The sequence below is a fragment of the Ferdinandcohnia sp. GQ5 genome, from assembly GCF_059759275.1.
Genome location: NZ_JCAXEW010000039.1, coordinates 1 through 13,971, shown reverse-complemented (window position 1 = coordinate 13,971; position 13,971 = coordinate 1). Strand labels below are relative to the sequence as shown.

The 13,971-nt window shown below is 40.1% G+C and carries 13 protein-coding genes; 9 read left to right on the top strand and 4 right to left on the bottom strand.

Going from position 1 to position 13,971, the window contains the following annotated elements; genetic code table 11:
- Window positions 1–654 precede the first annotated feature (654 nt).
- The gene (locus tag AC6CHV_RS26060; protein WP_341333265.1) at window positions 655–1,188 is read right to left on the bottom strand and encodes a DUF2529 domain-containing protein; all 534 of its coding nucleotides are present in this window, start codon (window positions 1,186–1,188) and stop codon (window positions 655–657) included.
- 284 nt (window positions 1,189–1,472) lie between these two features.
- On the opposite strand from AC6CHV_RS26060, the gene AC6CHV_RS26055 reads away from it, so the two are divergent.
- The 7 genes from AC6CHV_RS26055 (at window position 1,473) to AC6CHV_RS26025 (ending at window position 9,785) form a co-directional block, all read left to right on the top strand.
- The gene (locus AC6CHV_RS26055; protein WP_010677224.1) at window positions 1,473–1,844 is read left to right on the top strand and encodes a response regulator; all 372 of its coding nucleotides are present in this window, start codon (window positions 1,473–1,475) and stop codon (window positions 1,842–1,844) included.
- Between the two features lie 338 nt (window positions 1,845–2,182).
- A complete protein-coding gene (locus tag AC6CHV_RS26050; protein WP_498079953.1) occupies window positions 2,183–3,046 on the top strand; it encodes a class II fructose-bisphosphate aldolase in 864 nt (287 codons plus the stop codon).
- A gap of 903 nt (window positions 3,047–3,949) precedes the next feature.
- Window positions 3,950–5,236, top strand: coding sequence for a UDP-N-acetylglucosamine 1-carboxyvinyltransferase (gene murA, locus AC6CHV_RS26045; RefSeq protein WP_341333263.1), 1,287 nt, complete (start codon window positions 3,950–3,952; stop codon window positions 5,234–5,236).
- 452 nt (window positions 5,237–5,688) lie between these two features.
- Window positions 5,689–6,651, top strand: coding sequence for a class II fructose-bisphosphatase (gene glpX, locus AC6CHV_RS26040; protein ID WP_121448530.1), 963 nt, complete (start codon window positions 5,689–5,691; stop codon window positions 6,649–6,651).
- Window positions 6,652–7,284: 633 nt separating this feature from the next.
- On the top strand, window positions 7,285–8,577 hold the full coding sequence (gene rho, locus AC6CHV_RS26035; RefSeq protein WP_121448529.1) for a transcription termination factor Rho: 1,293 nt from the start codon (window positions 7,285–7,287) through the stop codon (window positions 8,575–8,577).
- Between the two features lie 213 nt (window positions 8,578–8,790).
- The gene (rpmE, locus tag AC6CHV_RS26030) at window positions 8,791–8,991 is read left to right on the top strand and encodes a 50S ribosomal protein L31 (RefSeq protein ID WP_116351985.1); all 201 of its coding nucleotides are present in this window, start codon (window positions 8,791–8,793) and stop codon (window positions 8,989–8,991) included.
- Window positions 8,992–9,164: 173 nt separating this feature from the next.
- Complete coding sequence (locus AC6CHV_RS26025) at window positions 9,165–9,785, top strand: thymidine kinase (protein WP_341333262.1); 621 nt, start codon at window positions 9,165–9,167, stop codon at window positions 9,783–9,785.
- A 67-nt stretch (window positions 9,786–9,852) separates the two neighbouring features.
- Here the strand turns inward: AC6CHV_RS26025 and AC6CHV_RS26020 are convergent, their stop codons facing one another.
- The gene (locus AC6CHV_RS26020; protein WP_341333261.1) at window positions 9,853–10,368 is read right to left on the bottom strand and encodes a MerR family transcriptional regulator; all 516 of its coding nucleotides are present in this window, start codon (window positions 10,366–10,368) and stop codon (window positions 9,853–9,855) included.
- Window positions 10,369–10,875: 507 nt separating this feature from the next.
- Between AC6CHV_RS26020 and prfA the strand changes: the two genes are divergently transcribed.
- Window positions 10,876–11,952 (top strand): peptide chain release factor 1, encoded by a 1,077-nt coding sequence (gene prfA / locus AC6CHV_RS26015; protein WP_121448525.1) that lies wholly within the window; start codon window positions 10,876–10,878, stop codon window positions 11,950–11,952.
- Window positions 11,952–12,821, top strand: a complete 870-nt coding sequence (gene prmC / locus AC6CHV_RS26010; protein WP_440274350.1) for a peptide chain release factor N(5)-glutamine methyltransferase — start codon at window positions 11,952–11,954, stop codon at window positions 12,819–12,821. The genes prfA and prmC overlap by 1 nt, the downstream gene beginning before the upstream one ends.
- Window positions 12,822–12,902: 81 nt before the next feature.
- Here the strand turns inward: prmC and AC6CHV_RS26005 are convergent, their stop codons facing one another.
- Window positions 12,903–13,376, bottom strand: coding sequence for a hypothetical protein (locus AC6CHV_RS26005; protein WP_440274351.1), 474 nt, complete (start codon window positions 13,374–13,376; stop codon window positions 12,903–12,905).
- A gap of 2 nt (window positions 13,377–13,378) precedes the next feature.
- Window positions 13,379–13,582 (bottom strand): helix-turn-helix domain-containing protein, encoded by a 204-nt coding sequence (locus AC6CHV_RS26000; RefSeq protein WP_121448522.1) that lies wholly within the window; start codon window positions 13,580–13,582, stop codon window positions 13,379–13,381.
- Between the last annotated feature and the right edge of the window lie 389 nt (window positions 13,583–13,971).

Sequence of the window (13,971 nt, the reverse complement as noted above, 5' to 3'; positions counted from 1 at the left end):
TTACGCATGAAAAAGAGGCTGGAAATGTACTTCATTGATCTTATGAAAAGGAAAAAGCATTCGATTTTGAATCCGAATCCCCTTCATCGAGCTTATGAAGAGGAAAAAGCATACGAGTTTGAATCCGAATCCCCTTCATCGAGCTTATGAAGAGGAAAAAGCATTCGATTTTGAATCCGAATCTCCTTCATCGGACTAATGAAGAGTAAAAAGCATCCGGTTTTGAATCCAAATCCTCTTCATCGGGTTTATGAAGAGTAAAAAGCATCCGATTTTGAACCCGAAACCTCTTCATCGGACTTATGAAGAGTAAAAAGCATCCGGTTGCGAATCCGAATCCCCTTCATCGGACTTATGAAGAGGAAAAAGCACAAAAATTTGAATCTGAATCCTCTTCATCGGACTTATGAAGAGGAAAGTGTATCCGGTTTTGAATCTGAATCCTCTTCATCGGACTAATGAAGAGTAAACAGCATCCGGTTTTGAATCCAAATCCTCTTCATCGATCAAATGAGGTGGAAATAGCACAAAAATTTGAACCAGAATGCCCTTCATTGATCATACAAAAAGGAAAAAGCGTAAGATACCTCTACACTTCCTCTTCATAAAGTTAGCCCTGTCCAGGCATTCATCAAATTTTATCCGATTTAATTATTATTCAAATTCCTCGACCATTTCTTTAATTGTGAACTTTAGGCCGTAATAGGCATATAGAGCAGTCATCACGCTTGGGAATCCAAAGCGGGTTCCATCATCATCGGGGATGAGTGGCTTTTGTAGCTTGCTATCGATATGAATATCGACGCTTTTCTCAAGAGTACGTTCATCTTCCGCTTTTACAATTGCCGAAATCGCTACGGTTTGGATCCCATTACCGCGCAGTTCTTCTGCAAGCTTAATCGCATCTTCATCGGTACAAAATCTTGTGATTAATAGAACAGAGTCAATATCTTCGATTTCGTTCATTTTTTCATCAGTAAATAATGGCTTTGCAGATTTTAAGGGTTCAGCCCCAGCCAGCGCCTCGGTAGCAACTGCTGCCATTTCGCCAAAACCATGTACGAAGACTGTGCCATCGCTAATGACTGACTGAGCCAGAATTCTTGCCCCATCCTCCATATTCATTTCCTCATGCTCCATTATTCTCTTAAATTGACCTTGAAGTTGTGTAGTAAAAATTTTTAACATAAATGTATATTTCCTTTCTTGTCGATAGACTTATTTCCATATATTATCATAATAACGTTATACAAAAAAAATAAGAAATGATGTCGAAATTTGTAGTATTAATTGTTTCGGTCTTGGAAATAAAAGTTTTTTAGGTAAAAAGCAGGAAATTAAGTAGGTGTGGTAGAATTAAAAATGAATAACGATATAATAATATTCGAAAAAACGAACGTATCTAAAAACGATCGTGAAGACAACGTAATTTATCCAACTATTTTTATCTATTTAAGGGGGGTTATTCAAGAATGTCAGAAAAAATCTTAATTGTGGATGATCAATACGGAATACGGATTCTATTAAATGAAGTTTTTCAAAAAGAAGGTTATAAGACATTCCAAGCAGCTAATGGAGTACAAGCAATTGATATTGTTCAAAAGCACTCTCCGGATTTGGTCTTGTTAGATATGAAAATCCCTGGTATGGATGGGATTGAAATACTAAAAAGACTGAAAAAAATAAACCAGGATATTCGGGTAATCATTATGACAGCTTATGGTGAACTTGATATGATCCAAGAAGCGAAAGATTTGGGAGCAATTACACATTTTGCAAAGCCGTTTGACATTGACGAGCTTCGAGAAGCAGTAAGAGCAAATATCCCATTAAAATCTGAATAAAAAACTTAAAAAATACAAAATACTGGTATGAACAAAATGGAAACGCTTCACGAAAAAGATGTGAAACATTCCTGTATTGCGAAATCAAAATCTTGTGATATGCTTAGTACTGTATTGTTGCTATTCCTTAACACAAAGGGCATTTTTGTGTGCTTTTTGTCTGTTAATTTCTAACAAAAGCTTACATATTATGATTTTTTTCGGTCATTCTATTAGGTGATACGAACTCAATGGGAATAGGTAAACAATAACCCGGTGAGACTTTGCCGTGGTTCTATCGTGTATAGGGATAATGCCTTAATTTACACAATAAAACGGTACAAAAGGAGGAAATTCACATGCCTTTGGTTTCAATGAAAGAAATGCTTGAAAAAGCAAAAGCAGAAGGGTATGCAGTAGGTCAATTTAACATTAACAATCTTGAATTTACACAAGCTATTTTACGAGCTGCTCAAGAAGAAAATTCACCAGTTATTCTTGGTGTTTCTGAAGGTGCTGGCCGATATATGGGTGGATTCAAAGTTGTAGTAGCAATGGTTAAAGCGATTATGGAAGAATCCAATATCACAGTTCCGGTTGCTATTCATCTTGATCATGGTTCTTCATTCGAGAATTGTGCAAAAGCTATTCATGCTGGATTCACATCTGTTATGATTGATGCTTCTCATCATCCATTTGAAGAGAACATTGCGATAACTTCTAAAGTAGTTGAGCTTGCACATTTCCACGGAGTTTCTGTAGAAGCTGAGCTTGGTACTGTTGGTGGACAAGAAGATGACGTAATAGCTGAAGGTGTTATCTATGCGGATGTTAATGAGTGTGTTGAGCTTGTTAACCGCACTGGTATCGATTGCTTAGCTCCAGCTTTAGGTTCCGTTCACGGTCCTTACAAAGGTGAACCAAACCTTGGTTTCAAAGAGATGGAAGAAATTGGTAACAAAACTGGTTTACCGCTTGTACTTCACGGTGGAACCGGTATTCCAACAAAAGATATTCAAAAATCAATCTCTCTTGGAACAGCTAAAATCAACGTAAACACAGAAAACCAAATTTCTTCAGCAAAAACAGTTCGTGAAACTCTAGCTGCTAAGCCAAATGAGTATGATCCACGTAAATACTTAGGACCTGCTCGTGATGCAATTCGTGAAACAGTTAAAGGCAAAATGCGTGAATTTGGTTCCTCTGGAAAAGCTAACGCGTAAGTAACCTTTTGGATGTAGAAAACGTCTAATTAAATAGATTGGAGAATGGTCTCCAACCCCAAAAAAACCGCTTATTTCCTGTTATTGACAACATGATTTGGAGATAGCGGTTTTCTTGCGTTATAATAAGAAAAGCGAAAGACGCTCAAGTATCGGCGATAAGCACTAGACAGGTACGGATAGAAGGCGCATTTTTCCGCCTTCAGAAGTGCATGGCTTGTGACCTCGAGCCGATAGCGGCTGGAGCTAGACAGTACGAATTGCGCAAGGAGCCTTTTGGAAAAACCTTGCCGTATTAGATGGGAGTCTAGGGGTAATTACAGGTAATCAAACACAAAAAAAGTGGAAGGAGCTGATTTGTGTAACTTACCCATAAAAACTGAAACTTAGACGAACGCTATAACGTATAACTAGAAAAGCGCTAAGCGCGCCCGTTAATCGGCGAGCATTTTACCTTCCGAAGCGATTGGCTTAGACCAAAGAGCCGATGGCGCATGGGGCTAGACAAGACATTGACCTTCAACAAGAATCACTTCAAACACACTAAGTGCCACATAAAATGATCTCAATTTGAATATGAAATAAGAGCAATGCTTTTGTAGTACGAACTTAGACCTATTGATTTTATCCTCTTTAGGTGGATTTGCTTGTTTTGATGAAAAAGGATAAAATGATACATGATTTTCTTATTTTCATGTAAACTAAGAGTTAATACTCGTGCAGTTAATCTATGTTAAAATATACCAATTCAAGTGAAGTGTCGTTACGATTGTGTAACGTAAATAAGGGAAAAGAACTGCCTAAAGCTAGTTTTCTTCCGGAAAATATTCCGGACAGGTTGTATCCGTGGCAATTCAAGGATTCCCTTACAAAACCGTCATCTTCGCTAGAAGGGAGCCACATATGGAAAAACTAAAAATAGCAGGCGGTTATCCACTAAAAGGATCTGTAAAAATCAGCGGGGCAAAGAATAGTGCAGTTGCCCTGATTCCAGCAACAATCCTAGCAGAAACGCCGGTAACAATTGAGGGGCTACCAGATATTTCGGACGTGCAAATTTTAGGAGATTTGCTTGAAGAGATTGGTGGTCACGTATCAATAAGTAAAGAAGAAGTTTATGTTGACCCGACAAATATTGTCTCAATGCCACTACCAAATGGTAAAGTCAAAAAGCTTCGTGCGTCCTATTATTTAATGGGGGCAATGCTAGGTCGTTTTAAAAAGGCAGTTATCGGTCTACCAGGTGGATGTCACCTAGGTCCACGACCAATTGACCAGCATATTAAAGGCTTCGAAGCGCTTGGGGCTAAAGTGACAAATGAGCAAGGAGCAATCTACCTTCGAGCTGATGAGTTAAGAGGTGCCCGCATTTACCTTGATGTTGTAAGTGTTGGAGCAACTATTAATATCATGTTAGCAGCAGTGCGTGCTAAAGGTCGTACTGTCATTGAAAATGCGGCAAAAGAACCTGAAATTATTGATGTGGCAACACTGTTAACAAGCATGGGGGCAAAAATTAAGGGAGCCGGAACAGATGTCATCCGTATTGAAGGTGTAGATTCTCTGCAAGGTTGCCGCCATACGATTATTCCTGACCGCATTGAAGCTGGTACATATATGATTATTGGTGCCGCAATGGGTGAAGGTGTATTAATTGATAATGTCATTCCACTTCACTTGGAATCATTGATTGCAAAATTCCGTGAAATGGGTGTAACTGTTGAAACAAGTGACGACCAAATTTGGGTTGCCAGTAATAAGAATCTAAAGTCTGTTGATATCAAGACACTTGTGTATCCAGGTTTTCCAACGGACCTACAGCAGCCTTTTACATCCTTGCTAACAAAAGCAACTGGAACAGGTGTTGTAACCGATACGATTTATGGTGCTAGATTTAAGCATATCGATGAGCTTCGTCGTATGAACGCCCAAATTAAAGTTGAAGGCCGTTCAGCGATAGTCACTGGACCAGTTCAACTTCAAGGTGCAAAAGTTAAAGCAAGTGATTTACGTGCAGGTGCCTCACTAGTTGTTGCTGGTTTAATGGCAGAAGGTGTAACTGAAATTACTGGCCTTGAGCATATTGACCGTGGCTATAGCCATTTAGAAGAAAAACTAACAGGCTTAGGCGCTACTATTTGGAGAGAAAGCCTAACAGAAGATGAAATTGAACAACTCCAAAATTCATAGAAAAGCGGGTTGACCAGAAACGAGGAAAATCAGATACTCCAACGCAAGAGAAGCCATTTGCCTCTGAAGGAAAAGTTGAAGTTTATCGGATTTCTAGCCGCCTGATCTATATGTAATTATATAGAAACTCAAACTCCCACTACAAAAAGTGGGAGTTTTCATGTATCCTTAAGAAGAAAAGTCCAGACGAGCGTATAGCGACGTACGGACTGAGGCACACATGATGTGGGTGTGGCGTACTTAGTCTGTGAACCTTGCCTCTCAAGGAGATAAAGGAAACACGGCGAGTGGCGCGAGCCGATGTTGAGCTTATCGTACGGAAGGTGTGGGAAGTTTTGCTAGTTGCTGCGAGTCGGAGCTAGACAGATGGAAAAGTAGAGAGAAAACGTTTTTTGTTATGTTAAGGTTATGTGGAAAAATAGAATAAAATTATTTGCTAGGGGGAAGAGAGTGTGGAAAGAAGCTTATCGATGGAGCTTGTACGTGTTACAGAGGCAGCGGCATTAGCATCAGCTCGTTGGATGGGACGCGGTAAAAAAGATGAAGCAGATGGAGCAGCAACCTCTGCAATGAGAGATGTGTTCGACACAATCCCAATGAAGGGACAAGTTGTCATTGGGGAAGGAGAAATGGACGAGGCTCCAATGCTTTATATTGGTGAAAAGCTTGGAAATGGCTATGGTCCAAGAGTTGACGTAGCGGTGGACCCACTTGAAGGGACCAATATTTTAGCGTCTGGTGGATGGAATGCATTGTCTGTATTGGCTGTAGCGGATCACGGTAATTTACTTCATGCACCAGACATGTATATGGACAAAATTGCGGTCGGTCCGGAAGCGGTTGGGTTAATTGATATTAACGCACCAATAATCGATAACCTAAAAGCTGTTGCAAGAGCAAAGAATAAGGATATTGAAGATGTTGTGGCAACCGTTTTAAACCGACCAAGACATGAGCATATCATTTCACAGCTTCGCGAAGCAGGTGCTCGAATTAAGCTAATCAATGACGGCGATGTTGCGGGAGCCATTAATACAGCATTTGACCATACTGGTGTAGATATTTTATTCGGTTCAGGCGGTGCCCCAGAAGGCGTTCTTTCAGCTGTTGCATTGAAATGTCTAGGTGGCGAAATTCAAGGTAAGCTTCTACCTCAAAATGATGAGGAGATTGCGCGTTGTATCAAAATGGGACTTGATGTTTCAAAAGTTCTTAAAATGGAAGATCTAGTTAGCGGAGATGACGCCATTTTTGCAGCAACCGGTGTTACAGATGGTGAGCTATTACGTGGCGTGCAATTTAAGGGATCAATTGGCACCACTCATTCACTTGTCATGCGTGCGAAATCAGGAACTGTTAGATTCATAGATGGTAGACACAGTTTGAAGAAAAAGCCTAATCTAGTAATTAAATAAAGTAGAAGCGAGTCTTTAGACTCGCTTCTCACTTTTAATCACTCGCGTGTTTGCTTAAAAGCATTCTTGACACTGTAACTTCATAACTCTATTAAAATAAGGGTATTGATTAAAAATACAAGAATAGGGTAAAATAAAGAGGATTATCTAACAGAATATGTTCCTTTATATTTAATAACGAATGATTGAAAAAGTGAAAACTTTTCGCAGGGGTTCAAACCCTGGCTAAATAATGTCAAAACCTCCGGCGGAGACATGCGATCTTCAAAAGTCACTTTTCGCCTAGTCGCGAAACAATCTGGGCGCGAATACGCCAAGGCGTGTTTGATTGTCTTTTTTACTTCAATTAAATTCATGTTTAGGGATTCCAATTTCCTTAACAAAAATGAGTACCGCGGTAAAGCTTCTATGCAATCCTCATAATGCTTCTATATCATTCCATCCATACTGTTACATATAAAATGTTTCATCTATCTCTTATTTTTTTTAAGAGAAAAATGCGAAAACGCTTTTATATAATGGACGAATGAACCAATCATCAAATGCGCTTTGGCGAGCGTTATAACCAATCAATTGGAGAGCATTTACGGTTAAGTAGAAACAATTTTAAACTAGAAAAAGAGTGGTGTACGAATGAGTATTACAATTTCAAGCCTAGAAAACATGAAGCTAAAAGAATTATACGAATTAGCACGTGAATTTAAGGTTTCTTATTATAGCAAGTTAACGAAGAAAGAATTGATTTTTGCAATCTTAAAAGCACGCGCAGAGCAGGATGGCCTTTTATTTATGGAGGGTGTTCTGGAAATTATCCAATCAGAAGGATTCGGTTTCCTTCGTCCTATCAACTATTCTCCATCGTCTGAAGATATCTATATTTCTGCATCTCAAATCCGTCGTTTTGACTTGAGAAACGGGGATAAGGTTTCGGGGAAAGTGCGTCCTCCAAAGGAAAATGAACGTTATTATGGACTGCTTCACGTGGAGGCTGTTAATGGTGATGATCCAGAATCCGCAAAGGAACGTGTTCACTTCCCAGGTCTAACACCTCTATATCCAGATCGTCAAGTTATCTTAGAAACAAAGCCAAATCATATTTCAACTCGAATTATGGACATTTTGGCACCGGTTGGTTTCGGACAACGTGGACTCATTGTAGCACCGCCTAAGGCTGGTAAAACGATGCTGATTAAGGAAATTGCAAACAGCATTACAACCAACCATCCAGAGGCTGAGCTAATCGTATTACTAATCGACGAGCGCCCAGAAGAGGTTACAGACATCGAACGATCCGTAGCAGGAGATGTTGTAAGTTCTACTTTTGATGAGGTTCCGGAAAACCATATTAAGGTTGCTGAACTTGTGTTAGAAAGGGCGATGCGTCTTGTTGAGCACAAACGGGATGTCATTATCTTAATGGATAGTATTACTCGTCTAGCAAGAGCATACAACCTTGTTATCCCGCCAAGCGGACGTACATTATCAGGGGGTATTGACCCTGCTGCATTCCACCGTCCAAAGCGTTTCTTTGGGGCGGCGAGAAACATCGAAGAGGGTGGAAGCTTAACAATCTTAGCGACTGCGCTTGTCGACACAGGTTCACGTATGGATGACGTTATCTATGAGGAATTTAAGGGTACTGGTAACATGGAACTTCACCTTGATCGTTCACTCGCAGAAAGACGTATTTTCCCTGCGATTGATATTCGTCGTTCTGGTACAAGAAAAGAAGAGCTTCTTATCGAAAAAGGCAAGCTGGATAAAATTTGGGCAATCCGAAAAGCAATGTCAGATTCTCCAGATTTTGCAGAGAAATTTTTACGTCGACTTAAGCAAACTAAAACAAATGCAGAGTTCTTTGAAATGCTAGAAGCAGAAAAGAAAGCGGCAGCTGCTAGAAGAAGCGGCAATCGTTCTGATTCCTAAGGTAAATACACTGAAGTTTGTGAATGCAACAAATCTCTGTGTTGGAAAAAATATTGAGAATTAACGGTTTTTAACAGCAGGATTAAGTTGCAATTCACAGCTTCACTTGTTATAATTTCAACATGTGCGTTTTAGGTATTCAAAATACATGTGATTTTGCTAAAACGTAACTCTGTTTCGATCAATGATTCAGGGCGGAAGGAGATGAGACGAATGAAATCAGGAATTCATCCAAACTATAAAAAAGTTATGGTGAAATGTGCTTGTGGTAACGAATTTGAATCTGGTTCTGTAAAAGAGGAGATCCGCGTTGAGGTTTGCTCAGAGTGTCACCCATTCTATACAGGCCGTCAGAAGTTCGCTGATGCAGGTGGACGTGTAGATAAATTCAACAAAAAATACGGTATTAAATAATATCGGTTTGAAAGCCAAAAACAGGCAAGTTTTTTCTTCTTGCCTGTTTTTTTTGCTACTAAACCTATTTTTTCTCGCAATTATAGATACTTACCTCTTAAAAATAATCCTCAAATCCATAGTCAATTAGTTGGCTCGGTAGAAACAACCCGAGGAAAGGAGACTTTCGTTTCATGTATATTATGAAGCAAAGTGGCTGGCTTGAAGTAATTTGTGGAAGCATGTTTTCAGGAAAATCTGAGGAACTGATTCGACGTGTACGTCGTACTGAATTCGCAAGACAATCCGTTCAGGTGTTTAAGCCTCAAATAGATAATCGATATAGTGAAAATTCCGTTGTATCCCATAATGGTTCTTCGTTTATAGCAAAACCAGTTGCAACTTCAGCTGATCTTTTAAAAGAGGTCTCTGCAGATACAGATGTAATTGCAATTGATGAAGTTCAATTTTTTGATGATGAGATTTTAGATGTCGTTCAGACACTAGCAAATCGTGGTCATCGTGTCATCGTTGCTGGCTTGGATCAAGATTTCCGTGGAGAGCCGTTTGGAAAAGTGCCTGAGCTACTTTCGCTAGCTGAGCTTGTTACTAAATTACAGGCGGTTTGTTCAGTCTGTGGTTCACCTTCAAGTAGAACACAACGCTTAATTAATGGACAACCTGCATCCTATGATGATCCGATTATTTTAGTAGGTGCTTCGGAGTCCTATGAGCCACGTTGCCGTCACCATCATGAAGTGCCAGGAAAACCATTATTACAATCTACTGTTCAAAAGGATACAATGAAATTATAAGGCGCTCCTGATTGGGGTGCTTTTTCATTTTGGGCATAAAAAAAGACCAGGCTTAAGTGTCCTGATCTTAGAAGAGGAATCCGAGAACTCTTTTACGTTTTCTTGAACCTTCTACTTTTTCGAGTGTAATGGCCGTTTGTTTTTGTAGTTCTTCCTTTTCTCTTTCAAGTTGCTCGATATAGTCCTCCATTTTTTGCATCCTCTTCTGAAGTTCATCTATTTCCTTGCGATGTTGAAGAAGTTGATAGGAAACAACGTCACTTGCTTTTTCTTGAATTTGTCTTTCATTTTCTTTAATCCGATCCATGATTGCGTTTAACTTTTCTGAGAGTGTTTTATCTGATGCTTGAACCATTTTCCGTGCGGTCCCCTTCCTAGGCGCTGGTGTAGTTAATTCGATTTTATCAGAAGGGACACCGGATTTCACTTGATTCCGTATTCCCTCGAATAATGGAAGGTCCGTGTTCTCAAATACATAGTGTCCGTATTCGTTTTTGGTACACTTAAGATTAAAGATTTTGATCCATTTCCGAACCGTTTTTGTTGATACCCCCAATTTTTTTGCGAACTGCGCAGTATTCACACCAACCAATCCCCCTATTATCTCTATTATTATATTGAAAGACTTTCTTCCGATTCTTTATCTACTACTACGATTCTCCTTTTATCGATAAAATCCTTCCGTCTAGACAAAACTAGAACCTTTTCGCCAAAGAAAGAACCAATCCAACATAATATCTGTAATTCGACAGCGAAATTTGGGAGAGAATGATTATAAGGTTAACGTGTCCAGCCCCTAGCGATTCCTTGGTCTAGCCAATCAGTCAAGAAGGATAAAAAGCATCCTTCTCGCCATCTTTTCTTATGCTTGTCAGACTTTCACAGGACAGGGAGGGCTTCGACAGCATTAATATCGCACGAAGAAAATGCCTGTATTTTCGAGGAAGTGCTCACATGACGTTGCCACAGGACGTGGAAGTAGTTAGTCGATGTTCCATTTTACAGGGCGCCTGCGCTTTTCATTTGTAATTTGCTTTGACGATGTGGGTACCCTATACTATAATTATACTGTTATGGACTAAATTTTGAGGTGAAGAACGTGTTCGATCGTTTAGAGGCTGTTGAAGCTCGTTATGAAAAACTAAATGAACTATTGAGTGACCCGGATATCGTAAGTAATACAAATAAACTACGTGAATATTCAAAAGAACAATCTGATATACAAGAAACTGTAGAGAAGTATAGAGAGTACAAAGAGGTTAAGGAACAGTTAACCGATGCTAAAGCAATGCTTGAAGAGAAGCTTGATGCAGAGATGCGTGAAATGGTAAAGGAAGAAATCAATGAGCTTGAGGACCAAATGGAGGAACTCGAGGAGCGCCTGCACGTGTTACTATTGCCGAAGGATCCGAATGATGACAAAAACGTTATCATGGAAATCCGTGGTGCTGCAGGTGGAGATGAGGCTGCTCTATTTGCTGGTGATCTTTATCGCATGTACAGCCGCTTTGCTGAGCACCAAGGCTGGAAGACTGAAGTGATGGATTCAAACTCAACTGGTGTTGGTGGATATAAAGAGATTATCTTTATGATTACCGGAAAAGGTGCTTATTCGAAATTGAAATTTGAAAATGGGGCACACCGTGTGCAACGTGTTCCTGAAACAGAATCAGGTGGACGTATCCATACATCAACTGCAACTGTAGCGGTATTACCTGAAGCAGAAGAGGTTGAAGTCGAAATTCATGAAAAGGATATTCGAGTCGATACGTTTGCATCCAGTGGACCTGGAGGACAAAGTGTTAACACCACAATGTCAGCGGTACGTTTAACGCATTTGCCAACTGGAACGGTGGTTTCCTGTCAGGACGAGAAATCACAAATCAAAAACAAGGAAAAAGCAATGAAGGTATTGCGTGCCCGTGTTTATGATAAATTCCAACAAGAAGCACAAGCGGAATACGACCAAAACCGTAAGCAAGCCGTAGGTACAGGTGACCGTTCAGAGCGTATCCGTACGTACAATTTCCCACAAAACCGTGTAACCGACCACCGTATCGGGTTAACGATTCAAAAGCTTGATCAAATCCTAACAGGGAAACTTGATGAAGTTATTGATGCTCTCATCATGGAAGACCAAGCAAGAAAAATGGAGCAAGCCGAATAATGGCAGAATTTCATAAAATATTTGAAGCCCTTAAATGGGCTTCTTCTTTTTTACGGGAGCATGGTCGGGAAGAGAATATCGGGGAAATGCTGTTATGTCATTATCTAGGGTTAAGTAGGGCGCAACTCCTTGCGGAAATTAGAGAAGAACTTCCTCCAGATGTGAAGGAGAAGTTTGTAGCGGCTATTGAAAAGGTTGTGAGTGGAGTTCCAGTCCAACACATTATGGGCTATGAGGAGTTTTACGGGCGTAAATTTTTAGTGAATGAGGAAGTCTTAATTCCAAGGCCTGAGACGGAAGAATTGGTTCAAGGGTTACTTGCAAGGATGGGACGGTTGTATCCTGCAACAGATGTGATTAAGATCGTGGATGTCGGGACAGGGAGTGGAGCGATATCGGTGACGCTTGCTCTTGAAAGCAATCGACTAGATGTGATGACAGTGGATATTGCGAAGGCTTCTATTGATGTGGCGCAGGAAAATGCAGCTCGGTTAGGCGCGAAGGTAAGGTTTGTTGAAGGTGACTTATTAGGACCGTTAATAGAAGAAGAAAATAAGGTAGATGTAGTTGTATCCAATCCGCCGTATATTCCAGAAGATGATATTGAGACGTTGTCAACGGTTGTGAAGGATCATGAACCTCTCCGGGCTCTAGTGGGTGGCCAAGACGGATTGGATTTCTATCGCCGATTTATGAAGGAGATACCTCTTGTTTTAAAAGAAAGAGGGATCGTTGCCTTTGAAGTAGGCGTTGGTCAGGGTGAAGCCGTTGCGCAAATGCTACGTGATGCTTTTCCTGGAGCAAAAGTAGAAGTTGTGAACGACATAAATGGAAAAGACCGGATGGTTTTTGCAGAAATAGGATTTTAAAAGGGCTTGGCACAGGTGCCAAGCCTTTTTTCTGTTGGTATAGTGGCTGGCTTTGCGTTCTGATCAAATCTAATGGCCAGTCTAGTAGTTCTTCTTCCAAGAAATAAAATAAGCAATGATTTGTATCAATGGATACAACAAAAATAAGATAATTGGGTAGTAGGGTACGTTGTCTGAGATGAAGGGATAGAGTAAAAATAGGGCGCTGATGATCGGGAATGTGTACCACATGCTAATATATGAAGTGCGACATGCTTTTCCGGTGAGTTCCTTTTCGCGTTCATCTCCTTCTTCAAATTCGATCGGCAATAAAAATACATTTTTCCATGACTTTCGTTTCTTTTTTAATTTTGGGTACGTAAATACGGTAAAAAGAGTGCCTACTACGATTGCGATTAAAATGGGTAATGTGTTTATCTCGATGGTCCATGGTGGTTCTTGATTCGTTTTTACGATTTTGGCAAAGTCCATTTGTGCATAATACATTGACGATAAGGCCCAGCCCATAAGCATGATTGAAACAATTGAATACACAACATTACGAACAATACTCATCTTCATTCATCCTCCAAATAAAAAATTTTCTCGATTGGCAAGTTAAACGTTCGTGCGATATTCATTGCGAGCAATAGTGATGGTACATAGCTTCCTTTTTCCAATGCCACAATTGTCTGCCGCGTCACGTTCACTTTTTCAGCAAGAGCACCTTGTGTAAGACTGTGCTTTGCACGGAGCTCCTTCACTCGATTTTTAATTTCCATTGGTAATATCCTCCAAGCGTTACTGCTTTTATTGTAAAGTAGACTATACATTTTGTAAAGTCGACTTTACATTTATTTTTAAAAACAATTGAAAAGCCTACTTCTGTTTATTCAATCCAAATTATTTTCCCATTTGGACACATTGGCGGCAATTACTGGTTTGTACTGTCGGAATCAGCGAGGAATTCGGACTCACAGCTCGTGGAATTTGCTTTTTACCGTCAGAATCAGTGTGCTATTCGGACTCGCAGCTCGTGGAATTAGGTTGTACTGTCGGAATCAGTGTGTTATACGGACTCACAGCTCGGGGAGTTTGGTTATACTGTCGGAAACAGTGTGTTATACGGACTCACTACTCGGGGAACTTGGTCGTACTGTCGGAATCAGTG